This is a genomic window from Mesorhizobium sp. P2_D1, from assembly GCF_056404455.1.
Genome location: NZ_JBFUDZ010000026.1, coordinates 39019 through 62773 on the forward strand (window position 1 = coordinate 39019; position 23755 = coordinate 62773).

Here is a 23755-nt window from a genome sequence, read left to right on the forward strand (position 1 = left end):
GACCAACTAGAGGGATCCCCTCACCTTCCGAGCACAAGGCTCCAGTAGCGCAGGGCGCCGTCGCGGCCGTCGCGCACATAGGCGAGGCCAAAGCGGGTGAAGCGTGGGTCGAGCATGTTGCGCCGGTGGCCGGGCGAATGCGCCCATATGTCGAACAGCTTCTGCAGGTCGAAACGGCCCTCGGCAATATTCTCTGCGGCGGCGCCGGCAATGCGATTGTCCTTGACGCGCGAGGCGAAATCCTTTCCCCAGCCGGTGGTGTGGCTCATGCGGCCACGCCGCGCCATGTAGCCGGCCTGCTGCAGGGCGGCTTGCTCGAGCTGTGGGTCGGCGACCAGCGGCGGAAGCCCGGTCGAGGCGCGGATGCTGGCCAGCGTGCCGGTGGCGGACGAGGAGACGCCGGCGCCTTCGCCGGTCGGCAGCGAAACGGTGCTGCAGGCGGCAAGCCCGGCCAGGGCTGCAAGGCCGACTGCCTTGAGCCATTTGCGCCTGTTCAAGTTCGCGATCTGCTCGTGTTCGATTCCCGTAGTGGTCATGCCTGCCTGAGATAGTCGCGATCATGGCTTTTGCCGGGCAGGGCGGTGGAAATCTGGAATCGAAACGGCAGTTGCCCGCTCATTTCACCAGAGTGATGAGGCGGCTTGCATACATCTCGCGATTTCCAAGCACGGCTGTGCAGTCGGTCTTGATGGATGAGTTGCCGGTCATCTGCACGGTCAGGCCAACAAGCCTTAGGCAGTCGCCTTGACCGCTCATATCTGAGTTGCCGGCAAAGGAAATGGGCGCGTCGGGCGCATAGACGAACCCGCTGATCACGGAATTTGCGCCGCCATTCAGCGTCAAGGCCGAAGTGTTGCCATGACTCTCGAAAATGGTAATGCCAGCGTATGGACCGCTGGTGGGAGGGGAAAGGTTCACCATTTCATTTGCATTTATGTAGGTCTGTGCGCCCTCCATGAGGAATATGGTCACGCCTTGGCCGTTCAGGCTGCCGTTGCCGCCCGGCTTTATGGTGGTGCCGCGCAGGATGTAGACGCCCGGATTGAGCGTGATGTTTCCCGACAAGGTCTTGTCGCAATACGTGCCGGGCGACAGCGTGTAGGTTTTGCCGTTCGGCACGGGCAGGCACAATGTGTAGGGGGGTGGGACGACGTCCGCCAGTGGATCGAACGACGCATATTGATATTCGAGCGGCGCACCGCAGGTAAGATTGGCGTTGGGCGGCGAAAGTCCGGAAGTGCCGCCGACGGTCGAGACGCAGCCCGCCGACACCTGCGCCGAACCACCTAAGCTGGCAGCATCGGGCGCATCCGAGTTTGCCGCGATCACGCAACTGCTCATAGAGACATCGGTCGAGCCCTGCAGACTCACGGCGGCCGACGCATGTGGATCGAGCGCCAGCACACAGGCCTGCGCGCCGGGATTCATCTTGACCGTGGCCGAGCGGTGGGCTGGCCAGGGGGCCGCGCCATTGATGAAGCTCGGACGGTTGATGCTGGACGAAACCGAGATGTAGTAGGCACTCGGGTCGCCGCTGGCGCTTGCCGAAAAGGCGGAGACACTGCCCGCATACTCCTGCTGGTCGGCGACGCTCATATTGGCCGTAAAGAATGCCAGCCCAAGGTCCTGCACATCACTCGCGGTCATGCTGGGTAGGTACTTTGTGCCGACGGCAAGTCCAGCCGCGTCCAGCGAATTCTGCAATTGCGCGGCGTCGTCGCTCGTGCCTGTCAGATCGATGGTACCGGCCACGACAAGCATTATCGGCAGCATTGCTATGGCGGTCGCCATGGCAAAGTTGCCGCGCTCCGAAGACCAGAAGCCCTTCAATACGAACATCGCCCCTCGCCAAAACCTGTAAAGCCCAAGTGATACGCCAGGGGTCTCTACGCGCTATTTCAGTAATTACTAAAATTTGTAATGCTTAAATGCGGCAAGATGGCCGACCAAAACGAAAGCCTGCCAACGCACGGCCATATGAGAGGCGACAGGGAGAGATGAGCACGAGGAGCAGCTTCAAGCTATTGACGCTGCGACAACCCCTGGCAAATCGGCTATGGTGCTACATCTACTAGTGGCAGCTGCGGGCGGCCATCCGGGCGGTGACCGTCCCCGACACACGGGAGGAAGGTTATGGCCGGCTTTCATGTCATGGCGGACGCACACGGGGCGCACGTACAGCCCACGGTGCGCAGCATCACCACGGCGGATCTCAGGGATGCGCTGCGCCTCGGCGCCGAGGATTTCTGGGCAAAACCGTCGCACTACGTGTTCCTGTGCCTGATCTACCCCGTTGTCGGTCTGATCCTGACGCGATGGACGTCCGGCGCCAATGCCATCCAGCTCATCTATCCCCTGATGTCGGGTTTCGCGCTGGTCGGCCCGTTTGCCGCCATCGGTCTTTACGAGATCAGCCGCCGCCGCGAACTCGGCATGAACACCTCCTGGCGGCATGCGCTCGATGTGCGCCACTCGCCGGCGATTCCGTCGATCGCGGCGATCGGTATCATGCTGGTGGCGCTATTCCTGCTGTGGCTCTACACCGCGCAGTCGATCTACACCGGCCTGTTCGGCGACCAGCCGCCGGCATCGATCGGCGGCTTTATCCGCGAGGTGCTGACGACCGGCAAGGGCTGGACCCTGATCCTCGCCGGCAATGCCGCCGGTTTTGTCTTCGCTGTTGTCGTGCTCGCCACCACTGTGGTTGCCTTCCCGCTGTTGCTCGACCGAGATGTCGGCGCTGTTTCGGCCATCGAGACCTCGGCGCGCGCGGTGATGGCAAACCCGCTGCAGATGGCGCTGTGGGGGTTGATGGTCGCCGTGCTGCTGGTGATCGGCTCGATCCCGCTGTTTGCCGGGCTCGCCGTGGTCATGCCGGTGCTCGGCCACGCCACCTGGCATCTCTACCGCAAGGTGGTCGAGCCGGAGCGGGCGCAGCAAATCCGGCGGCCGATGTAAAGAACCTCAGCGCTGTGCGTCTGTCGCCATCTTCAGCGCGAGTGCCATCAGCACGGTGCCCATCATCCAGCGCTGGATGACCAGCCATAGCGGCCGGCCGGCGAGGAAGGTGGCTATCGAGCCTGCTGTCACCGCGATAATGGCATTGACGCTGAGGCTGATCGATATCTGCGTCGCACCGAGCACCAGCAGCTGCGACAGGACATGGCCTTTGTCCAGGCTGATGAACTGCGGCAGCAGCGACAGATAGAGCACGGCCACCTTCGGATTGAGCAGGTTGGTCATCAGGCCCATGGCGAACAGCTTGCGCGGCCGGTCCCGCGGCAGCTCGCGCACCTGGAACGGCGAGCGTCCCCCCGGCTTCACAGCTTGCCAGGCCAGCCACAGGAGATAGAGCACGCCGGCAAAGCGCAGCGCGTCATAGGCATAGGGCACGGCAAGCAGCAGCGCGGTGATGCCGAATGCCGCCGCCAGCACATAGAAGACAAAGCCGAGCGCGACGCCGCCAAGTGAGATCAGCCCCGCCTTTGGCCCTTGCGACAGGGAACGCGAGATCAGGTAGATCATGTTGGGGCCTGGCGTCAGCACCATGCCGAGGCAGACCAGCGCAAAGGCGAGATGGTTGGCGGTTTCGGGCATCTGTTCGTTCCCCTGCGCACCCCGGTGCGGAAGCGAGCGGCCAATATCTGCCCGCACCGGCAGGCGTCCGCAAGGGCATGGCGCCGCCAGCCGTTGCGCCAGATGGCTGCCAGTGCCTCCAGATCAGCTGACGACGCGCAGGTTCGACAATTCGTTGCCGATTTCCTTGAAATCGTTCGACAAGGTGGCGCCGGTGGCGTTCCAGAACAGCTTGGCCGGCTTGCTCGGATCCGTCGGGTCCTTGCGGAAGCGCGAGTTCGACGAGCAGGATTTCAGCGCCGCGATCGCCGCCTGGTCGCTGGTTTTGGTCGTGGACAAGTCGAGCGCCACCGTCATCACCATGATGTTGGCTGCCTTGGCGTTGTTGCAAAGCGTCGCCATCTGCTCGTTGAGCGCGCTCGTATAATTGCCGTTCGAATAGTCGAACTGGCCAATGGCGCTCGATGTCCCCAGAAACATGCGGCCGACCGAGGTACCGTTGTAGCCGGGGTTGAGATAGCCGTAGGACGCGTAGGTCGACTTCGAATCGGCGGGATCGGAATAGCCGAGCGACGCAGGCGTGTAGTAGGTGTTGGCGCCGTCGGTCAGCACGATCACGACCTTGTCGTTGCCTCTTTCTGTTGCCGGGCGTCCTTGCGTGAACGGCTCGCCGCTCGAGACCACTCGCCAGCCCCAGGCCATGCCCTCGGGAACGCTGGTGCCGCCATTCGGCTGCATCAGGTCTATCGCGGCCTTGATCGAGGTGAGTCCGTCGGTGACGCTGACATCGGTCAGCGGTGTGATCGGGTTGGTGGTGCAGCTGTAGTTCGGGCCGTTTCCGGCCGGCAGCGCCGGCGCATCGATCGGCCGCGGCTGGAAATATTTGGCCATGTTGCGCAGCCGGGATTGGCCGGTGCTGCTCGTCGGGTCGTCATTCCACCAGCTGTTCACGGCGCCATAGGTCGTCGGCATGGCCTCATCGGGATCCTGGGTGAGCTTCCAATGATTGCCTGGTTCGTCCGGGGCGAACATCGGCACGAACATCGTCGCCGGATCGCCGACCCCTATGCCGGTGTTCGACGAGCCGCCGGACGGCGGCGCGTCGTTGACATTGTAGGGGTAGGGCCGGGCTTCGACGCAGCCTTGCCAACTGGCGAACGGGCCATAGGAATCGATGTAGTCATACTCGTCGTGGCTTCGTTTGCAGGTGTTGTTCGAGTTGTACTCGTCRCACACCACGCGTTTGCTGTTGGTGACGCGCTCGTGGTTGGTGACGACCTTCATGTCGCGGTAGAGCGAAAACCGGGTCAGCATCTGGCCTTCGTCGGCACCCCATCCGGAGCCGCGCTTGTACCAGATGCCGTTGGTCTGCTGGGCGTATTTGTTGGCCGTGTTGAGCGTCGACCAGTCGAAGTTCTCGTTCGATACCGGCGACAGGCCTTCGGTGTCCATCCACGATGCGTTGCCGTTGCTGGCACCGACATTGACCGAGGCAGCAAAGGGCACGAGGCCGAATTGCACCGGCCTGTCCACCTGCTTGATCATTGCCGCTTGCAGGGCCAGCGTGTCGACCAGCTGCTTGGCCGCAGTTTTGAGAAGATCGATGCGCCTTTGCCCCGAGCCGGTTCCGGTCGTGGTCATCGATCCGGAATTGTCGAGCACCAGTGCAACTTCCAGCGTGTTCTTCAGACGCACTTCCGAGGAGACGTCGAAGCTGATTTTCTGGTTCGCGTCGGTTTGGGATTTGCCGATGAGCTGGCCGAAGGCAGGAAAGAAATAGGGCTTGTAGTCAAGCCGCGCGCTCATCTTGAGCAAGCCGCCGCCGCTGGTGTTGCTCGGCAAGGTGACGTTGAGCGTCGCGTTGGCGGGATCGACGCTGTTGAGGTTGGCGTTGAAGAAGTCGAGCGCATAGGCTCTCAACTGGTCGTCGGTCGCACCTTCCGTCAGTCGTCGTGCCGTGGCGAAGTTGGCGGCATCGAGCGCATTCAACACCGTCTGCTTTTCACGGTTCATCTCGGTGTAGTCGACCGCCATCGCGAGCCCGCCCATCAGCGGAACCAGCGCAACGACCGTCATAAGAGCATAGTTGCCGCGTTTGTCGCGGCAGAACCGACGCCAGAGTTCATGCATGTCTTGCTGCGGCCCCCGCCGGCGGATTCTTGATCAGGCGCCAACTTTCCACAAAACGCTGAAGGACGGGTTTGGGAAACCGCTCGATTGCCTGGTCCGCGCTTCACCAACCGCTAACCAATCCGGCATCCGGGCGAAAGCTGGTGACAGGCCGGGGCGGTTCGGTTAATCGGAACCGGCTGCGGCGAACCGTCGGCCGCGGCGTTCGCAATGATCATGACTGAAGGAAACGGCATGGCGGATTCGCCTGAAATCATCGGCTCGCTCGAAGACGTGTCGAAGCCCTATTCGGCGATCCTGTGCGATGTCTGGGGTGTGGTGCACAATGGCGAGACGCACTTTCCTGTCGCGGCCTCGGCGCTGGGGAGGGCTCGCGAGGCTGAAATCCCCATCGTCCTGATCACGAATTCGCCGCGCAGAAGTGCCGATGTCGTGGCGCAGATGAACGCGATCGGCGTCCCACCGTCAGCCTACGACCGTGTCGTCACGTCAGGCGACGTCACCCGCGACCTGATCGCCGAAGGCCCCCGAAAGATCTTTCACATTGGCGCCGACCGCGATTTCACCCTCTATGACGGTCTCGACGTTGAGCTTGTCGAGGAATTCGAGGCGTCCGGCGTCGTCTGCACCGGCCTGTTCGATGACGAGGTCGAAAAGCCCGAGGACTACACCGAGCTTCTGCGGCGGTTGCGCGCCAGGAACCTGCCCTTCATCTGTGCAAATCCCGATATCGTGGTCGAGCGTGGCGAACGCATCATCTGGTGTGCCGGTGCGCTGGCACGCGACTATGCCCAGCTCGGCGGCCGCACCTTGATCGCCGGTAAACCTTACGCGCCGATCTATAACGTCGCGATGAAGGAGGTTGCCGAGATTCTTGGCCGGCCGATCGAGCGTTCGCAGGTGCTGGCCATCGGCGACGGCATGATGACCGACGTGAAGGGCGCGGTCGACAATGGTTTCGACGTTCTCTATGTGTCCGGCGGCATCCATGCGCGCGACTATGGCGATGCATTGCAACCCGATCCGGCAAGGCTGGCGACCTTCCTGGAAAAGCATGGGTATCGTCCGGTGGCTGTCATTCCCAGACTGCGGTAGGTGACGATGGCGGCCTTCCAGCACATTTTGTCTACCGCGCCGCTGCCCGCCGATTTGCGTGGCGGCGTGGTGGCGATCGGCAATTTCGACGGTGTCCACCGCGGCCATCAGACGGTGCTCGAGCGAGCCCTGGCCGAGGCCGGGCGGCGCCAGGTGCCGGCCCTGGTGCTGACTTTCGAGCCGCATCCGCGCAAGGTCTTCAAGCCTGACATGCCGTTGTTCGTGCTGACGCCGCCGCCGATGAAGGCGAGGCTCCTGTCGTTGCTGGGTTTTGCCGCGCTTGTCGAGCAGCAGTTCACGCGCGACTTCGCCTCACTGTCGGCGGAAGCCTTCGTGACCGACGTGCTGGAAAGGAACCTTGGCATTACCCACGCCGTGACCGGGTTCGATTTCCATTTCGGCAAGGACCGTCAAGGCGGCCCGGCCTACCTGATGGCAGCCGGCGAGCGTCATGGCTTCGGCGTCACGCTCGTCGACGCCTTTCGTGACGAGGGCCACGAGGTGGTGTCGTCAAGCCGCATCCGCGGCTTGCTGAGCGAGGGCGCGGTGGCCGAGGCCGCAGGACTGCTCGGCTATCGCTTCACCGTCGAAAGCGAGGTTGTRGGCGGCCAGCGGCTCGGCCGCACGCTTGGCTTCCCAACCGCGAACATGAGGCTTTCCACGGAAGCCGCGCTCAAGGAGGGCATCTATGCCGTCCGCTTTCGTCGCGCCGATGGCACGCTTCACGACGGTGTCGCCAGCTTCGGCCGCCGCCCGACCGTCGACGACAACGGCGCGCCGCTGCTGGAAACCTTCGTCTTTGATTTCTCAGGCGACCTCTACGGCGAGGTCTGCCAGGTTTCCTTCTTCGGTTTCCTGCGCCCGGAGGTGAAGTTCGAAGGGCTCGACGCGCTGGTCGCGCAGATGAAGCACGATGAAGCCGAGGCGCGCGCGCTGCTTGCCGGCGTCAGGCCGCTCTCCGAACTCGACTCGGCCATGGCCTTCTAGGCATGGTCCCGAAAAGTGGGAACCGGTTTTCGGACAAGATCATGCCCAGGCAAGAAGCATGGTCCCGAAAAGTGGGAACCGGTTTTCGGACAAGATCATGCCCAGGCAAGAAGCATGGTCCCGAAAAGTGGGAACCGGTTTTCGGACAAGATCATGCCCAGGCAAGAAGCATGGTCCCGAAAAGTGGGAACCGGTTTCGGGCAAGATCATGCCCAGGCAAAATTTACTTTTTCAGTGCCAGGCCGACGGCGATGAAGGTCCAGCCCTGGAAGATCAGGTCGATCGCCAGAAACAGCCCGAGCACCCACAGGCTGTTGACGGGCCAGCCCATGGCGATGATCAGGCCGGCAAGCGCGCTGATGATGCCGGCCGCGACGATCCAGCCCCAGCCGGGTTCCGGCCTGTGGCTGTAGCCGACCCAGGCCCGGAGCACCCCGGAAGCGATCAGCGCGATCGCCAGCAGGAACGTCAATACCGCTGAAGCGAGCAGCGGATTGTCGAAGGCGAAAAATCCGGCGATGGCATAGAGCAGTCCGCTGAGCAGCCAGTAGAAGAACCGGCTCCAGGTCTTGACGCCGAAGGCATGCACGATCTCGATCACGCCGGCCATCAGCATCAGCCAACCCACGACATAGACCGAAGCCACGGTGGCGATGAACAGATTGCCAAAGGCAATGCCGCCGAAGATGAGCAGCAGCACGCCAAGCGCGACGAACCATCCCCATTTTGTCCGTGTCTGTTCCATCGCGGTTCTCAAGGCGTCGCCATGCAGGGTCATTGTCGCGGTCTCCATCTGGGGCTGCGGGATACTGCCGGGCGGAGGTTAATCCCGGCGCTTGCCAACGTCCAGTCGATGGCCGAAAGCTGCAGCGCTGCAATCCGTGATCGGACGTCTCGGATTTAAATCAAATTTTACCAAACGGCCTTCAAAGCTGTCATCGGTAAACAGTGCGCGTTGTGGTAGTGGGGTGGCCATGATTCCGGTCAGAAGAATCTCTGTGGTGGTGGCCGCTGCGCTGCTGGGTGGTGCGGGCGCCGCCAATGCGGGCGAGGGCAGCTGGCTGTCCGGCGACTGGTATCTGACCGTTGGCGCAACCGGCATGATCGCGCCGGACTTCGAGGGCGGCAAGAAATACCTGCTCAGCGCCTCGCCGATCATCTCGCTGGGCAAGGCCGGACCGGCGGCCCGCTTCACCTCGCGTAACGACAACATCTCGCTGGCCTTGATCGACGATGGCGGCGTTCGCGCCGGCCTGACCGGCAAGTTCCTGTTTTCCCGTGATGACGACAATGCCGATGAACTGAAGGGCCTCGATCCGGTGCGCTGGGGCGGCGAGGTCGGCGGCTTCTTCGAATTCTATCCGACCGACTGGCTGCGCGCACGCGCCGAGCTGCGCCACGGCATCCGCGCCCATAACGGCTTTGTCGCCGATATCGCCGCCGACGCTTTTTATGATGTCACGCCAACTGTCCGGATTTCTGGGGGACCGCGTGTCTCCTTCGCCTCGGAAAAATATTTTGATGCCTATTATGGCGTCGACGCACAGGAGGCCGTGGCCTCCGGGCTCAGTGAATATCATCCCGGCGGTGGCCTGAAGTCGACCGGCCTCGGTGGCGCGATAACCTGGAAGGTGACGGAGCCGATGACCGCCAGCCTGTTCGGTGAATATTCGCGCCTGATGGGACCGGCGGCCGATTCCAGCCTGGTCAGGGAACGCGGCGACCGCAATCAGTTCATGATCGGCGTGTCGACCAGCTACCGCTTCGATTTTACGATGTAACGGAATCGAGCGAGAGACACTTTATTCTTGCGCCTATCTCCGCTAAAAGCCCACCGATGACGAGCTTTTCGCGCCTTCACGCGCTGACCATACGAATTACCGGCCCGGTGTTCCGGGCGGCCTGAGGGGTCGCCGGAGCCGCCGGGAATTTTGCGCGCGGCCTCTCGCGCTTTTTCCAGATCATCAACGCATATCGCCCAAAAGTGGCTTCGGTTTTGGGAAAACGATATCCGTCAAAGCAACGACCTCACGCCCGAGCCCTTCGCGGCCGGGTAATGTAGATGGCAGACCAATGACCGACAAAACGTCCGATAATTCAACAATCGACTATTCCAAGACGCTCTATTTGCCGCAGACGGATTTCCCGATGCGCGCCGGCTTGCCCGAAAAGGAGCCGCTGCTGGTCCAGCGCTGGCAGGACATGGACCTCTACCGCAAGCTGCGTGAGAGCGCGGCCGGCCGGACCAAATACGTGCTGCATGACGGTCCGCCCTACGCCAACGGCAACATCCATATCGGTCACGCGCTGAACAAGATCCTCAAGGACGTCATCACCCGCTCGTTCCAGATGCGTGGCTATGACTCGAACTACGTGCCGGGCTGGGACTGCCATGGCCTGCCGATCGAATGGAAGATCGAGGAGCAGTATCGCGCCAAGGGCAAGAACAAGGACGAGGTTCCGGTCAACGAGTTCCGCCGGGAGTGCCGCGAGTTCGCCGCGCACTGGATCACGGTGCAGGGCGGCGAGTTCCAGCGGCTCGGCGTCATCGGCGACTTCAAGAACCCCTATACGACGATGGCCTTCCATGCCGAGTCACGCATCGCCGGCGAACTGCTGAAGTTCGCCATGTCGGGCCAACTCTATCGCGGCTCCAAGCCGGTGATGTGGAGTGTGGTCGAACGCACGGCACTTGCCGAGGCCGAGGTCGAGTACCAGGATTACGAGTCCGACACGATCTGGGTGAAGTTCCCGGTCGTCAGCCTGGACCAGCCGGTCGATGACGGCGTGACCAAACTGACGGAAGGGGCGCTGGATCTGTTGCAGGCCCACGTCGTCATCTGGACGACGACGCCATGGACGATCCCGGGCAACCGCGCCGTCAACTACTCGCCTCGCATCAGCTATGGCCTCTACGAGGTAACGGCGGCCGAGAATGCGTTCGGCCCGCAGCCGGGCGAAAAGCTGATCTTCGCCGACGCGCTGGCCGACGAGTCCGCTGCCAAGGCCAAGGTCACCTTGAATCGGCTTCGCAGTGTTTCGCCGCAAGAGCTTGGAAGGCTTACGCTTTCCCATCCGTTCAAGGGTTTTGGCGGCGGCTATGAGTTTCCCGTGCCGATGCTCGCCGGCGACCATGTCACCGACGATGCCGGCACCGGCTTCGTCCACACCGCGCCCGGCCATGGCCGCGAGGACTTTGACGCCTGGATGGATGCCGCGGCGGATTTGCGCGCGCGCGGCATCGACAGCGCCATTCCGTTCACCGTCGACGATGGCGGCTTCTTCACCAAGGACGCGCCGGGTTTTGGCCCGGACCGCGAGGGCGGAGCCGCGCGCGTCATCGACGACAATGGCAAGAAGGGCAACGCCAACCAGGCAGTCATCGATGAGCTGATCAAGCGCAATGCACTGTTCGCACGCGGCCGGCTGAAGCACTCCTATCCGCATTCCTGGCGGTCCAAGAAACCGATCATCTTCCGCAACACGCCGCAATGGTTTGTCTATATGGACAAGGACCTCGGCGATGGCTCGACGTTGCGCAGCCGCGCGCTGAAGGCGATCGACGACACCCGTTTCGTGCCCGCCGCCGGCCAGAACCGCATCCGCGCCATGATCGAGGAGCGTCCTGACTGGGTGCTGTCGCGCCAGCGCGCCTGGGGCGTGCCGATCGCCGTCTTCGCCGATGCCGACGGCAATGTGCTGAAGGACGAGGCTGTCAACCAGCGCATCATGGACGCCTTCGAGCAGGAAGGCGCCGACGCCTGGTTCGCCGCCGGTGCCAAGGAGCGTTTCCTTGGCAACCACGATGCATCCAAGTGGAAGCAGGTGATGGACATCCTCGACGTCTGGTTCGATTCAGGCTCGACTCACGCTTTCACGCTGGAGGATCGCCCGGATTTGAAATGGCCGGCCGATGTCTATCTCGAAGGCTCCGACCAGCATCGCGGCTGGTTCCACTCGTCGCTGCTGGAAAGCTGCGGCACCAGGGGCAGGGCGCCTTACGACACCGTCGTCACCCACGGCTTCACCATGGATGAAGACGGCCGCAAGATGTCGAAGTCGCTCGGCAACACCGTCGTGCCACAGGACGTCATCAAGCAGTCGGGCGCCGACATCCTGCGCCTGTGGGTGGTGACGACCGACTATTGGGAAGACCAGCGTCTCGGCAAGAATGTGCTGCAGACCAACATCGACGCGTATCGCAAGCTGCGCAACACCATCCGCTGGATGCTGGGCACGCTTGCCCATGACGATGGCGAGGAGGTGCCGCTCGACAAGATGCCGGAGCTGGAGCGGCTGATGCTGCATCGGCTGGCCGAGCTCGATGAGGTGGTGCGATCGGGCTACGACGCCTTTGAATTCAAGCGCATCACGCGCATGCTGCTTGATTTCATGGTGGTGGAACTGTCGGCCTTCTATTTCGACATCCGCAAGGACGCGCTGTACTGCGACGCGCCGTCGAGCGTTAGGCGCAAGGCCTCGGTGCAAGTGGTGCGTCATCTCTTCGATTGTCTGGTCAAATGGCTGGCGCCGATGCTGCCTTTCACCATGGAAGAAGCCTGGCTCGACCTTCATGCGGACGCCGTCTCGGTGCATCTCGACCAGTTTCCGCAAATCCCGGCGGACTGGAAGAACGAGGCGCTGGCGGAAAAGTGGCGCAAGGTGCGGCAGGTGCGACGCGTCGTCACCGGCGCACTGGAGATCGCGCGCGCACAGAAGGTGATCGGTTCGTCGCTGGAAGCGGTGCCGGTCGTCACCATCGACGATGCAGCGCTCGAAGCGGCGATATCCGATGTCGACATGGCCGAGATGGCGATCACCAGCGATCTCGTCATCGCGCATGGCGAGGTGCCGGCTGGCGCCTTCACGCTCGACGACGTCAGGGGTGTCGCCGTCGTGGTCGAGAAGGCCGAGGACCGCGGCCTGGTGAAGTGCGCGCGTTCCTGGCGCTACACCGCTGATGTCGGGCAGGACGTTGCGTTTCCCGACGTTTCGGCCAGGGATGCGGCGGTGCTGCATGAGTTGAAAGCGCTTGGCCGGCTTTGACAGGCCGGCCGGTCGGAATGGCTCTATCGGTGCACAAATGCCACGCCGGGCGGGCGAAAACCGCCCGCGCGTTGCCCTTAACGAGTGGTTGAGGTAAACACGCGAAACTCCGGAAGACAAATTGTCGCCGGATTTCCGTCGCAAGTGCTTGGACGATGGGGACCGGACACAGGGCCGGTGGCAATCGAGAGGCTGTCTAGAGTGGGACTTTTTGGCATGACCGAGAGATATAACGTGCGCCTGGCGCTGCTGGCGCCGCTTGTCGCATCGGGCCTCGCTCTGTCCGGCTGCATGAGCTCTCCGACCTATGGCACCGACAAGACCGCCGGTGAACAGCTGGCCGGCGATATTTCAAGCGCCTTTTCGATCGCGCCGAAGCAAAAGGAACGGATCGACTACAAGCCGCGCCCGACGCTGGTCAAGCCGGCACCAGGCCAGAAGGAAGTGTTGCCGGCGCCGCAGGACAGCATCGAGACGGCGAGCGCCGAATGGCCCGAATCGCCGGAGCAGCGTCGCGCCCGCCTGCGCGCCGACGCGACCGCCCATCAGAACGATCCGGCTTATCAGTCAGAGATCGTCGACGACGTGCAGTCCGATCCAGCATCGATCAAGAAGGCAATGGCGGATTCAGGCTCGAGCCACCCGCCGGCGTGGAGCCCCGCGGATTCGGACAAGGGTCGTGCCGCCGAGATCCAGCGCCGCCTTGTCGAAAGCAAGCAGGGCGATCCGAACACCCGTAAATATCTGAGCGAGCCGCCGGTGCAATATCGCGTCGCCTCCGACACCGCGCCGCAGAACGAGCTTGGCGAAGACGAGTACAAGAAGGAACGCCGGCTGAAGAAAGAGGCCGAAGGCAAGAAGGGCAGCGGCTGGTTCGACTGGCTGCCGTCCCTGTAAGAACGGGCCACGCTTCGTTGCCTTTGCGGTGCGCCCGGTTCAGTCGCGCCGCTCCCGGAAAAATCCTTTGAGCAGCAGGGCCGCTTCGGTCTCGCCCATGCCCGGATAGATGTCGGGCGCGTGGTGGCAGGTCGTCGAGGCGAAGAAGCGGGCGCCATTGATCACCGCGCCCCCCTTGTCGTCGGCGGCGCCGAAATAGAGCCGGCGCAGCCGGGCGAAGGAAATGGCGGCGGCGCACATGGCGCAAGGCTCCAGCGTCACATAGAGATCATGGCCGGTGAGCCGCTCGCTCGAGAGCTTGCGGCAGGCCTCGCGGATGACCAGCATCTCGGCGTGCGCCGTCGGGTCGGCAAGCTCGCGGGTGCGGTTGCCGGCGCTGGCAATGACTGTGCCGCCGCTGGCGATCACGGCGCCGACCGGCACTTCGCCGCGCAAGGCGGCGGCCTCAGCCTCTTTCAGCGCCAGCGCCATGAAATCCGGCCGCTTCACGCGATCTCCATTCCGATTATCTCCTCGTCACTCGCTGGAGCAAGTCCGCTTCCGAATGAACCGCACTTGCTCCAGGCTTTTGATTTTCGTTTGTCTTTTCGGAAAAAGCCGGTCTCCACTTTTCCCTGACAAACTCTGGTGATCCTGTTATTGAGCGCATAACCCGAAAATCGGACTCGGTTTTCGGAAATGATCATGCGCCAAATCAAAAGTGCTACAGCGTTCGTTGCGCGCCCCAAAGGATGCGCCACGCTGTAGCAGCGCAAACGGACAAAGGCCACATGGACGACAACAACAAGAAATTCCGACCCAAAAAGGGTCCGGTCAGGAGCGGCTCGAAGGCTGCCGGACCGCGCAGCCGTGATGGCGCCGCCGACAAAGGCGGCAAGCCGTCCTTTGGTACCAAGAAACCTTACGCCTCACGCGGAGATCGGCCGATGGCTGCTGAGGGCGAGCGGCCGAAGCGCGACTTCAAGGGTGGTGACAAGCCATTCGGCAAGGGTCCGCGTCCCGAAGGCAAGCCCTTCGATAAGCGCGAGGGACCACGCAAGCCCTACGCACCTCGCGGCGACCGCCCGATGGCCGCCGAAGGCGAGCGCAAGCCGTATGAAAAGCGCGAAGGACCGCGCAAGCCCTATGCGCCGCGCGGCGATCGTCCGATGGCCACCGAAGGCGAGCGCAAGCCGTATGAAAAGCGCGAAGGACCGCGCAAGCCTTATGCGCCACGTGGCGACCGTCCGACGGCGGCCGAAGGCGAGCGCAAGCCGTATGAAAAGCGCGAAGGACCGCGCAAGCCTTATGCACCACGCGGCGACCGTCCGGCTGCTGCGGCGGCGGAGGGCGGCGAAAAGCGCTTCGAACGTCCCAAGCGGGATTTCAGCGATCGCGCGCCGCGCGACGCCGGCGATCGTCCGAAGCGCGATTTCGCTGACCGTCCCAAGCGCGACTTCGCCGATCGCCCCAAGCGTGACTTCGGTGGCGACCGTCCCAAGCGCGACTTCAGTGATCGGCCGCAAGGGGCATCGGGTGCTGGCTTCAAACCGCGTCCGCGTTCGGCGGAAGTGACGGAAGAGGCAGGCGAGCGCATCGCCAAGCGGCTGGCGCGCGCCGGCCTTGCTTCGCGCCGCGATGCCGAGGAACTGATCACCGCCGGCCGCGTCAAGGTCAATGGCCGGGCGCTGACCTCGCCGGCCTTCAACGTCATGCCCGACGACATCATCCACCTCGACGGCATGGAAATCCCGCCGATCGAGCGCACACGGCTGTTCCTGTTCCACAAGCCTGCCGGTGTCGTCACCACCAACCGCGATCCCGAGGGCCGCAAGACCGTCTTCGACGTGCTGCCGGCCGAATTGCCGCGGCTGATGACCATCGGTCGCCTCGACATCAACACCGAAGGCCTGCTGCTGCTCACCAATGATGGCGGCTTGTCGCGCGTGCTCGAACTGCCGGCAACCGGCTGGCTGCGCCGCTACCGCGTCCGCGTCCACGGCAAGGTCGAGGAAAGCGCGCTCGCCGGCCTGCGTGAAGGTATTGCCGTCGATGGCGTCTTTTACGGCGCCATCGAAGCGACGCTCGACCGTGAGCAGGGCACCAATGCCTGGCTGACGATCGGCCTGCGCGAGGGCAAGAACCGCGAAGTCAGGAACATCCTCGGTTCGCTTGGCCTGGATGTGACGCGGCTGATCCGCATTTCCTACGGGCCGTTCCAACTCGATGACCTCGCCGAGGGCCATGTGCTGGAGATCAAGGGGCGGGTGCTGCGCGACCAGCTTGGCGAGCGTCTGGTCGAGGAATCCGGCGCCAATTTCGATGCCGAGATTTCAAAGCCGTTTTCCAACAAGCCGGTGCGGCGCACCGAGATCCGCGAGCCGGAGCCGGAGCGGCCGAAGTTCACAAGAGATGGCGAGCGCCGGCCGATCGGCGAGGGCGGGCTGATCAAGAACCGCAAGCGCCGCGAAGGCAGCCGCGACGAGGCACTGGGCAAGCTGTCGACAAGTCCCGACAGAAGCGCTGGGCCGGAAAAGAGCTATGGTGAGCGCGGCCCGCGACCCGAACGCAGCTTTGGCGACAAGCCCCGTGGCGGCTTTGGCGACAAGCCGCGCGGCAGTTTTGGTGGCAAGCCGGGCGGTGGCAAGAAATCCGAGCGCGAGCAGCGGCCGATCGAGCCGCCTGGCCAGCGCAAGGCCAATGTCTGGATGGCACCGGGAGCGCGGCCGATCGGCAAGGGCAGGGCTGAGGCCGACGCCGCCAAGGCGGCCGACGCCAAGGCGCGCAAGGCGTCGTTCAAGCCGTCCTATGGCAAACCGGCGGGCGCCAAGCCGTTCGGCAAACCGCGTGGCGAGCGTCCGGGCGGTGCCGGTGGCGGCGAACGGCCGCGCAGCGGCCCCAAGGGTCCCAGGACGAAATGAGGCCCGGATGGAATGAGGCCTAGCGCAAGATGAGAATCGTCGGCGGTGAGTTTCGCGGGCGTCCCCTGGCGACGCCCCGCAGCAGCGCTATCCGCCCGACGACCGATCGCACCCGCGAGGCCGTCTTCAATGTGTTGGCGCATCGTTTTGCGGAGCAATTGGACGGGGCGCGCGTGCTCGACCTGTTCGCCGGCACCGGCGCGCTCGGCCTCGAAGCGCTGTCGCGCGGTGCTTCCTACGGCGTCTTCATCGAGGAATCGGCGGAAGGCCGTGGCCTGATCCGCGACAATGTCGAGGCCTTCGGCCTGACGGGCCGCACCAAGATCTTTCGCCGCGATGCCACCGGCCTTGGCGAAGCTGGCACGCTCGCTCCATTCGGCCTCGTCTTCGCCGATCCGCCCTACGGCAAGGGCCTCGGCGAGCGCGCCTTGCAGTCGGCCAGGGCCGGCGGCTGGCTTCGTCCCGGCGCGCTATGCGTGGTCGAGGAGGCGGCTGTGGCGCCCTTCGAGCCGGGTCCCGGCTTTTCCGTGCTGGATGAGTGCAATTACGGCGAGACGGTGATCCGGTTTATCGAGGTTGCGTGATGCGCCTTGCATCGATGCCGGCCTCTTTGCCGCCGCCTTTGCCGGCAACATGACCAACAATTCACTATGCTGTCGCCAGCGCCTTGCCTATCGTCCTGCCTGGAAAACGGAGCCATTGATGACATCTAGGGTTGAATGGCTGCGCGCAACACTGCTGGCGACATCGCTGGCTATCACCATGACCGGCCCGGTCCTGGCCGACAGCACCGTGTTGGCCAACGCGAAGCCGGACGCGTTCAAGGTGACGGATTTCCTGCTCGACAACGGCATGGAGGTGGTCGTCATCCCCGACCACCGCGCGCCGATCGTCACCCACATGGTGTGGTACAAGATCGGCAGCGCCGACGAGCCGCCCGGAAAATCCGGCATCGCCCATTTCTTCGAGCACCTGATGTTCAAGGCGACGACCCACCATGTGGCCGGCGAGTTCGACCGCGCCATCTCCGATATCGGCGGCTCCAACAACGCCTTCACCTCCTACGACTACACTGCCTTCCACGAGACGGTGGCGCCGTCGGCGCTCGAGCTGATGATGAGTTTCGAGGCCGACCGCATGCGCAACCTCATCCTCACCGACGACGTCATCAAGACCGAGCGCGACGTCATCCTCGAGGAGCGCCGCTCGCGCATCGACAACAATCCCGAGGCGGTGCTGGACGAGGAAGTCGACGCCACGCTGTGGCAGAACCAGCCTTACCGCATCCCGGTCATCGGCTGGATGCAGGAGATGGAGCAGCTGAACCGCACCGACGCCACCGCCTTCTATGACAAATATTACCGGCCCAACAACGCCGTGCTGATCGTGGCCGGCGATGTCGAACCGGACACGGTGCGGGCACTGGCCGAGAAAACCTATGGCAAGGTGGCGCGCGGGCCCGATCTGCCGCCGCGCATCCGTCCGGTTGAACCCGAGCAGAACACCAAGCGCACGGTCACGCTCTCGGACGCCCGTGTCAGCGTGCCGAGTTTCTCTACGCAGTGGGTGGTGCCGTCCTATCACTCGGGCAAGCCGGGCGAGGCCGAAGCACTCGACCTGCTGGCCGAGATCCTCGGTGGCGGCACCCGCAGCCGGCTCTACCAGGCACTCGTCGTCCAGCAAGGCATCGCGTCCAACGCCGGCGCCTATTTCCAGGGCACCATGCTGGACGACACCAATTTCACCGTCTATGGCGCCCCGCGCGGCGATGCCAAGCTCGCCGATGTCGAAGCGGCGGTTGATGCCGAGGTGGCGCGCATCGCCAGGGACGGCGTCACGCCATCGGAGCTGGAAAAGGCCAAGGACCGCTACGTGCGCTCGATGATCTTTGCCCGCGACAAGCAGGAGTCCATGGCCAACATATATGGCTCGACGCTGGCCACCGGCGGCAATGTGCAAGACGTCCAGCAATGGCCAGAGCGCATCCGCAAGGTGACAGCAGACGAGATCAAGGCCGTCGCCGCGCGCTATCTGGTGCTCGACCGGTCGACGACCGGCTATTTGCTGCCGCAAGTCAAGGCGGAGAACTGATTTGATGACGAACCAGCACCGCCGCTCTCTTTCTTTCCCCCTTGTGGGGTCCGAAGGACGGGGCGAGACCCGTGGCTCGCCCCAGGGCGGTGGCCGAGCGCAGCTCGGTCGGATGAGGGGTGCTCCCGCTTGGCACCGTCCGTACGCCGTCCAACACCCCTCAACCGTCTCGGCGCTACGCGCCGATCCACCTTCTCCCGCAAGGGGAGAAGGAAGAGCCCGGCGCGCTGCCGCAGCGCTTGCGACCCTTTTCCTCTCCATCCTCTTCCTGATCCTGCCGGCACTCACCGCTCGCGCCATGGACATCCAGTCCGTCACCTCGCCAAAGGGCATCACCGCCTGGCTGGTCGAGGATTATTCGGTGCCGGTCGTCGCCATCCGCTTCGTCTTCGGCGGCGGCTCGACGCAGGATCCAGTTGGCAAAGAGGGCCTGGCCAATCTGATGACCGGGCTGTTCGACGAAGGCGCCGGCCCGCTCGACTCAGAAGCCTTCCAGATCAAGCTCGACGATGCCGGCGCTGAGATGAGCTTCGACGAAAGCCGCGACGGCATCTACGGCTCGATGCGCATGCTGGCCGAGCAGCGCGACGAGGCGTTCGACCTGTTGCGGCTGGCGGTCAACCAGCCGCGCTTCGACCCGGCGCCGATCGACCGCATCCGCGCCCAGATCCTGTCCGGCATCATCGCCGGCGAGAACGATCCCGATACGGTCGCGCAGGACAAATGGGCGCGCGCACTCTATGGCGATCATCCCTATTCCCGCTCCGACCAAGGCACCAGGCAGAGCATCGCCACCATCACGCCGGATGATTTGAAAGCCTTGCACAAGGCGGTGTTCGCGCGCGGCGGCCTGCATGTCGCCGTGGTCGGCGCCATCGACCCCGAGACGCTGAAGAAGAAGCTCGACATGGTGTTCGGCGATCTGCCGCAGAACCAGGCGCTGAGGCCGGTGGCCGATATCGACCCGAAGCTGGCGCAGCATGTCGAGGTCGACTACGACCTGCCACAGACCTCGCTGCAGCTCGCCTATCCCGGCGTGAAGCGCAAGGCGCCGGATTTTTTTGCCGCCGTGCTGATGAACGAGATCCTCGGCGGTGGCACCTTCACCTCGCGCCTGTTCCAGGAGGTGCGCGAAAAGCGCGGGCTGGCCTACAGCGTCAACTCCTCGCTGATCAACCAGGACCATGCCGACGCACTGGTCGTCAGCACCGGGACCCGGTCGGACCGAGCGGCCGAGACGCTGGGCATCGTCCGCGACGTGGTCAAGCAACTGGCCGAGGAAGGCCCGACCGAGGCTGAGCTGGCGGCGACCAAGAAATACATGATCGGCGCCTACGCCATCAACAATCTGGACTCTTCGAGTTCCATTGCCTCGACGCTGGTCGAGCTGCAGCTCGACGATCTCGGCATCGACTACATGCAGCGTCGCGCCGGCTATATCAACGCGGTGACGCTTGATCAGGTCAAGGCGGCGGCGAAAAAGCTGCTGTCGGCCGAGCCGACCATCATGGTTATCGGCCCGAAACTGGCCGGGGCCGGCAAGGGATGAGCCCAATGACGAGCCCGACCTTCGGCATCGCCTTCGGCGGCGGCGGCGCGCGCGGGCTGGCGCATATCCACGTCATCGAGGCGCTGGACGAACTGGGCATCAGGCCGGTGGCCATTGCCGGCTCGTCGATCGGCGCCATCATGGGCGCCGGCATGGCCGCCGGCATGACCGGCAAGGACATCCACGACTACGCCCGCTCGATCCTCGGCCGCCGCGCCGAAGTGGCGAGCCGCATGTGGCGGGCGCGGCCGGGCACTATCGCCGAAGCCATGCAGAATGGCATCCGCGTCAGCCAGTTCAACGTCGAGCGCATCCTGAAGGCCTTTTTGCCCGAGGCTATCCCCGAGACCTTCGCCGAGCTCAAGATCCCGCTCAAGGTGACGGCGACCGACTATTTCGGCCACAAGCTCGCCGTGTTCCATGACGGCGACCTGCACTCGGCACTTGCCGCCTCGGCGGCCATACCCGCCGTGTTCCGCCCGGTGACGCGCGACGGAAGGCTGCTGATAGACGGCGGCATCTACAACCCCGTGCCGTTCGACCTGATCGAGAACGACGCCGACATCATCATCGGCGTCGACGTGGTCGGCGCGCCGGAAGAAGCCGACCGCAGGCACCCGACCTCCGTCGACCTGATGTTCGGCGCCACGCAATTGATGATGCAGTCGATCATCGCCAACAAGCTGAAGCAGTGCAGCCCCGACATCCTGGTCCGCCCGGCAGTATCAAAATACCGCGTGCTCGATTTCCTGAAGATCGAGGCTTTGATGAACGATACGGCCGACATAAAGGATCAGCTGAAGCGAGAGGTCGAGCGGGTGGTGGAGGCTAGGAATGGCGCTGCCGTCAAGGGCAGGCGGAGGAAGAAGGCCGGGTGAAGGCGGAGCGACGTCGGCAATTGATCGTCCAATGCATGTCGCTCAAATGTGGCCCCAGTTTTGGGACAACGACATGCATGAAAACAAGGGCTTAAAGTCGAGCGCTGTTGTCATCCACGAAGCCAACTACGACTTCGCCACCGGCACATATTCCAGCGCCACCACGCCGTTGCTGAAAGGCGTCGCCGAAATCAGCTCGAGCGCCACTGCCTCGCCGACGGGGAACAGCGGCTTGCCCTGGCCGACAGCGCCGGGGTAGCTGAGCAGCCTGACGCGATCGACCAGGCCGTGGCGCAGCAGTTCCTGCGCGACGCTGAGGCTGCCATGCACATAGATGTTGCCGCCGCTGCCTTGCTTCAGCGCCCTGACCGCTTCCGGCAGGGCTCCCTTCAGCAATTCGGCCGGCTTCCAGTCGAGCGCCTTCAGGCTGGTCGATGCGACATATTTTGGCAGCGCATTGAACCGGTCGGCAAAATCTCCGGTTTCCTTGGGCCACGAGCCGGCAAAAATCTCATAGGTCGTGCGCCCCAAAAGCATGGCGCCGCTGTCGGCAAGCTCGTCCTCCTTGAACCTGTTCATCTCATCGTTCCAGGTCACGCCGGGCAGCTTCTCGACCTCGGCAATGCCATCGACGCTGATGAATTCGGTGACGATAAGTTTTCGCATGGCGTTCTCCTTCTTCCATCAGAGGACGAACCATGCGGGCCTTGTGCGACACGCTGCATGAAAAATCGGGGCGCTTTGTCAGAAGGGCTTTCAGCGCGAGCTTACGAAGACCGATACCACGGCCACCGCGCCGACGCCCGTACCTGATCATCGACGATAGCCCAAAGGGTTTGTGAGCGAAGGCTCCCCCTCAGTCCTTCGCGCGCTCCACGTAAGCCCCGTCCGCTGTCATCACCACCACGCGAGTGCCGGGGGCGATGTGTGGCGGTACCAGCGTGCGCACGCCGTTGGAGAGCACGGCCGGCTTGTAGGATGAAGACGCGGTCTGTCCCTTGGTCGTCGGCTCGGTTTCCACCACCTCGAAGGTGGCGCGCTGCGGCAGCACAAGTGAAATGGCAATGCCGTTGAACTGTGACAACTGCACGGCCATGCCCTCCAGGAGATAAGGCGCCATGTCGCCGACCACGGCTTCCGACACCGCCACCTGGTCGTAGCTTTCCGGATTCATGAAATGATAGCCTTCGCCGTCGGCGTAGAGGAAGGTGTGCTCGCGCTCTTCCACATAGGCGCGCTCCACCTGCTCGGTGGTGCGGTAGCGCTCCGAAACCTTCACCCCGTCGCCGATGCGGCGCATGTCGAGCTGGGTCACCGGCGTGCCCTTGCCTGGGTGGATGTTTTCGGCAAAGAGGATCACATAAAGCTTGCCGTCCTTGTCGACGACATTGCCTTTACGGAGCGAACTGGCGATGACTTTCACCACGGCTTACAATCCTGAAATGGTTGATTGGTACAAATCGGCTTCAGCAGCCGTCCGCTGCGAACTAGCGCATCTTGGCCGCAACCGCCAGCCCCATTCCATATGATCTGAGCCCCATGAACGTTACGTCGCCCGATGCCTCGCCCTGGTGGACGCCGCATGTCCACACCGACCGCCGCCCGCGGCTGATGCTGCGCAACGCCATCGCCGCCAGCCTGCGTGACTGGTTCGCCGCCGAAGACTTCGTCGAGGTGGAAACGGCGGCCCTGCAGGTCTCGCCCGGCAACGAGGCACACCTGGCGGCTTTCACCACGCAAGCGATCGGACCGGACGGCACGCGGTCGCCGCTTTATCTCCACACCTCGCCGGAATTCGCCTGCAAGAAGCTGCTTGCCGCCGGCGAACAGCGCATTTTCAGCCTCGGTCCGGTCTACCGCAACCGCGAGCGCGGCCCCTTGCACCATCCCGAATTCACCATGCTCGAATGGTACCGGGTGGGCGAGGCCTATGAGAGCCTGATGCAGGATTGCGCGGCCATGTTGGCGCTGGCCGCGACAAGGGCAGGGGCGACGCGCTTTTCCTTCCGGGGCCGCGACTGCGATCCGATTGCCGAGGCGGAACGGCTGACGGTCGCGGATGCCTTCACCCGTTATGCCGGCATCGATCTGCTGGCCACGGTCGCCGCCGACGGCGCCACCGACCGGGACGCGCTTTATGCCGCCTTGACCCAGGCCGGCCTGCGCACCGCATCTGACGACAGCTGGGCCGATTTGTTCAGCCGGGTGATGGTGGAAAAGATCGAGCCGTTGCTCGGCCATGGGCGGGCGACCATCCTGTGCGAATATCCGCTGGCCGAGGCGGCATTGGCACGGCCAAGCCCCAGGGATGCGCGCGTTGCCGAGCGCTTCGAACTCTATTGCTGCGGCGTCGAGCTCGCCAACGGCTTTGGCGAACTGACCGATGCCGACGAGCAGCGCCGGCGCTTCATTATCCAGATGGACGAGAAAGAGCGCATCTATGGCGAGCGCTATCCACTGGATGAGGATTTTCTCGCCGCCCTTGCCATCATGCCGCAGGCCAGCGGCATCGCGCTCGGCTTCGACCGCCTGGTGATGCTGGCGACGGGCGCGCAGAAAATCGATGATGTCATCTGGACGCCTGTCTCGGCGTCCTGAACCACGGG

Annotated in this window: 20 protein-coding genes; 12 read left to right on the forward strand and 8 right to left on the reverse strand. The window is 63.6% G+C overall.

Annotation, left to right across the window (positions count from 1 at the left end):
• Window positions 1–20: 20 nt before the first annotated feature.
• Window positions 21–536 carry a CAP domain-containing protein gene (locus AC1D0I_RS19315; protein WP_457151774.1) on the reverse strand — a complete coding sequence of 172 codons (516 nt, stop codon included), beginning with the start codon at window positions 534–536 and terminating at the stop codon, window positions 21–23.
• A 79-nt stretch (window positions 537–615) separates the two neighbouring features.
• Complete coding sequence (locus AC1D0I_RS19320; protein WP_477397052.1) at window positions 616–1839, reverse strand: TadE/TadG family type IV pilus assembly protein; 1224 nt, start codon at window positions 1837–1839, stop codon at window positions 616–618.
• A 294-nt stretch (window positions 1840–2133) separates the two neighbouring features.
• On the opposite strand from AC1D0I_RS19320, the gene AC1D0I_RS19325 reads away from it, so the two are divergent.
• Window positions 2134–2958: a DUF2189 domain-containing protein gene (locus AC1D0I_RS19325; RefSeq protein WP_477397054.1), complete on the forward strand. Its 825-nt coding sequence runs from the start codon at window positions 2134–2136 to the stop codon at window positions 2956–2958.
• A gap of 6 nt (window positions 2959–2964) precedes the next feature.
• Here the strand turns inward: AC1D0I_RS19325 and AC1D0I_RS19330 are convergent, their stop codons facing one another.
• Both AC1D0I_RS19330 and AC1D0I_RS19335 read right to left on the reverse strand, forming a co-directional pair.
• Entirely contained in the window at window positions 2965–3597 is a 633-nt protein-coding gene (locus tag AC1D0I_RS19330) for a LysE family translocator (RefSeq protein WP_095086701.1), read from the reverse strand.
• Window positions 3598–3720: 123 nt separating this feature from the next.
• On the reverse strand, window positions 3721–5706 hold the full coding sequence (locus AC1D0I_RS19335; RefSeq protein WP_477397056.1) for a TadE/TadG family type IV pilus assembly protein: 1986 nt from the start codon (window positions 5704–5706) through the stop codon (window positions 3721–3723).
• A 234-nt stretch (window positions 5707–5940) separates the two neighbouring features.
• On the opposite strand from AC1D0I_RS19335, the gene AC1D0I_RS19340 reads away from it, so the two are divergent.
• A complete protein-coding gene (locus tag AC1D0I_RS19340; protein ID WP_477397058.1) occupies window positions 5941–6801 on the forward strand; it encodes a TIGR01459 family HAD-type hydrolase in 861 nt (286 codons plus the stop codon).
• Between the two features lie 6 nt (window positions 6802–6807).
• The gene (locus AC1D0I_RS19345; RefSeq protein WP_477397060.1) at window positions 6808–7788 is read left to right on the forward strand and encodes a bifunctional riboflavin kinase/FAD synthetase; all 981 of its coding nucleotides are present in this window, start codon (window positions 6808–6810) and stop codon (window positions 7786–7788) included.
• A gap of 223 nt (window positions 7789–8011) precedes the next feature.
• Here the strand turns inward: AC1D0I_RS19345 and AC1D0I_RS19350 are convergent, their stop codons facing one another.
• Complete coding sequence (locus AC1D0I_RS19350; RefSeq protein ID WP_477397062.1) at window positions 8012–8566, reverse strand: HdeD family acid-resistance protein; 555 nt, start codon at window positions 8564–8566, stop codon at window positions 8012–8014.
• A 196-nt stretch (window positions 8567–8762) separates the two neighbouring features.
• Between AC1D0I_RS19350 and AC1D0I_RS19355 the strand changes: the two genes are divergently transcribed.
• The 3 genes from AC1D0I_RS19355 to AC1D0I_RS19365 all read left to right on the forward strand — a co-directional run bounded on the left by AC1D0I_RS19355 (window position 8763) and on the right by AC1D0I_RS19365 (window position 13731).
• Window positions 8763–9569: a MipA/OmpV family protein gene (locus AC1D0I_RS19355; RefSeq protein ID WP_477397064.1), complete on the forward strand. Its 807-nt coding sequence runs from the start codon at window positions 8763–8765 to the stop codon at window positions 9567–9569.
• 292 nt (window positions 9570–9861) lie between these two features.
• Entirely contained in the window at window positions 9862–12834 is a 2973-nt protein-coding gene (ileS, locus tag AC1D0I_RS19360; protein ID WP_477397066.1) for an isoleucine--tRNA ligase, read from the forward strand.
• A gap of 216 nt (window positions 12835–13050) precedes the next feature.
• A complete protein-coding gene (locus AC1D0I_RS19365) occupies window positions 13051–13731 on the forward strand; it encodes a hypothetical protein (RefSeq protein ID WP_457152033.1) in 681 nt (226 codons plus the stop codon).
• Window positions 13732–13770: 39 nt separating this feature from the next.
• On the opposite strand, the gene AC1D0I_RS19370 is transcribed toward AC1D0I_RS19365, so the two are convergent.
• Window positions 13771–14220, reverse strand: coding sequence for a nucleoside deaminase (locus AC1D0I_RS19370; RefSeq protein ID WP_477306033.1), 450 nt, complete (start codon window positions 14218–14220; stop codon window positions 13771–13773).
• A 281-nt stretch (window positions 14221–14501) separates the two neighbouring features.
• Between AC1D0I_RS19370 and AC1D0I_RS19375 the strand changes: the two genes are divergently transcribed.
• The 5 genes from AC1D0I_RS19375 to AC1D0I_RS19395 all read left to right on the forward strand — a co-directional run bounded on the left by AC1D0I_RS19375 (window position 14502) and on the right by AC1D0I_RS19395 (window position 21149).
• Window positions 14502–16631 (forward strand): pseudouridine synthase, encoded by a 2130-nt coding sequence (locus AC1D0I_RS19375; protein WP_477397067.1) that lies wholly within the window; start codon window positions 14502–14504, stop codon window positions 16629–16631.
• 29 nt (window positions 16632–16660) lie between these two features.
• On the forward strand, window positions 16661–17215 hold the full coding sequence (gene rsmD / locus AC1D0I_RS19380; RefSeq protein WP_477397069.1) for a 16S rRNA (guanine(966)-N(2))-methyltransferase RsmD: 555 nt from the start codon (window positions 16661–16663) through the stop codon (window positions 17213–17215).
• A 118-nt stretch (window positions 17216–17333) separates the two neighbouring features.
• Complete coding sequence (locus AC1D0I_RS19385) at window positions 17334–18722, forward strand: M16 family metallopeptidase (RefSeq protein WP_477306036.1); 1389 nt, start codon at window positions 17334–17336, stop codon at window positions 18720–18722.
• A 298-nt stretch (window positions 18723–19020) separates the two neighbouring features.
• Window positions 19021–20271, forward strand: a complete 1251-nt coding sequence (locus AC1D0I_RS19390) for a M16 family metallopeptidase (protein ID WP_477306038.1) — start codon at window positions 19021–19023, stop codon at window positions 20269–20271.
• 5 nt (window positions 20272–20276) lie between these two features.
• Entirely contained in the window at window positions 20277–21149 is an 873-nt protein-coding gene (locus AC1D0I_RS19395) for a patatin-like phospholipase family protein (protein WP_477306040.1), read from the forward strand.
• A gap of 126 nt (window positions 21150–21275) precedes the next feature.
• Here AC1D0I_RS19395 and AC1D0I_RS19400 read toward each other — a convergent pair whose 3' ends face one another.
• The gene (locus AC1D0I_RS19400) at window positions 21276–21815 is read right to left on the reverse strand and encodes a dihydrofolate reductase family protein (protein WP_477306042.1); all 540 of its coding nucleotides are present in this window, start codon (window positions 21813–21815) and stop codon (window positions 21276–21278) included.
• A gap of 190 nt (window positions 21816–22005) precedes the next feature.
• The gene (efp, locus tag AC1D0I_RS19405) at window positions 22006–22575 is read right to left on the reverse strand and encodes an elongation factor P (RefSeq protein WP_095085972.1); all 570 of its coding nucleotides are present in this window, start codon (window positions 22573–22575) and stop codon (window positions 22006–22008) included.
• 113 nt (window positions 22576–22688) lie between these two features.
• Between efp and epmA the strand changes: the two genes are divergently transcribed.
• A complete protein-coding gene (gene epmA / locus AC1D0I_RS19410; RefSeq protein WP_477306044.1) occupies window positions 22689–23747 on the forward strand; it encodes an EF-P lysine aminoacylase EpmA in 1059 nt (352 codons plus the stop codon).
• The last annotated feature ends 8 nt before the right edge of the window (window positions 23748–23755 follow it).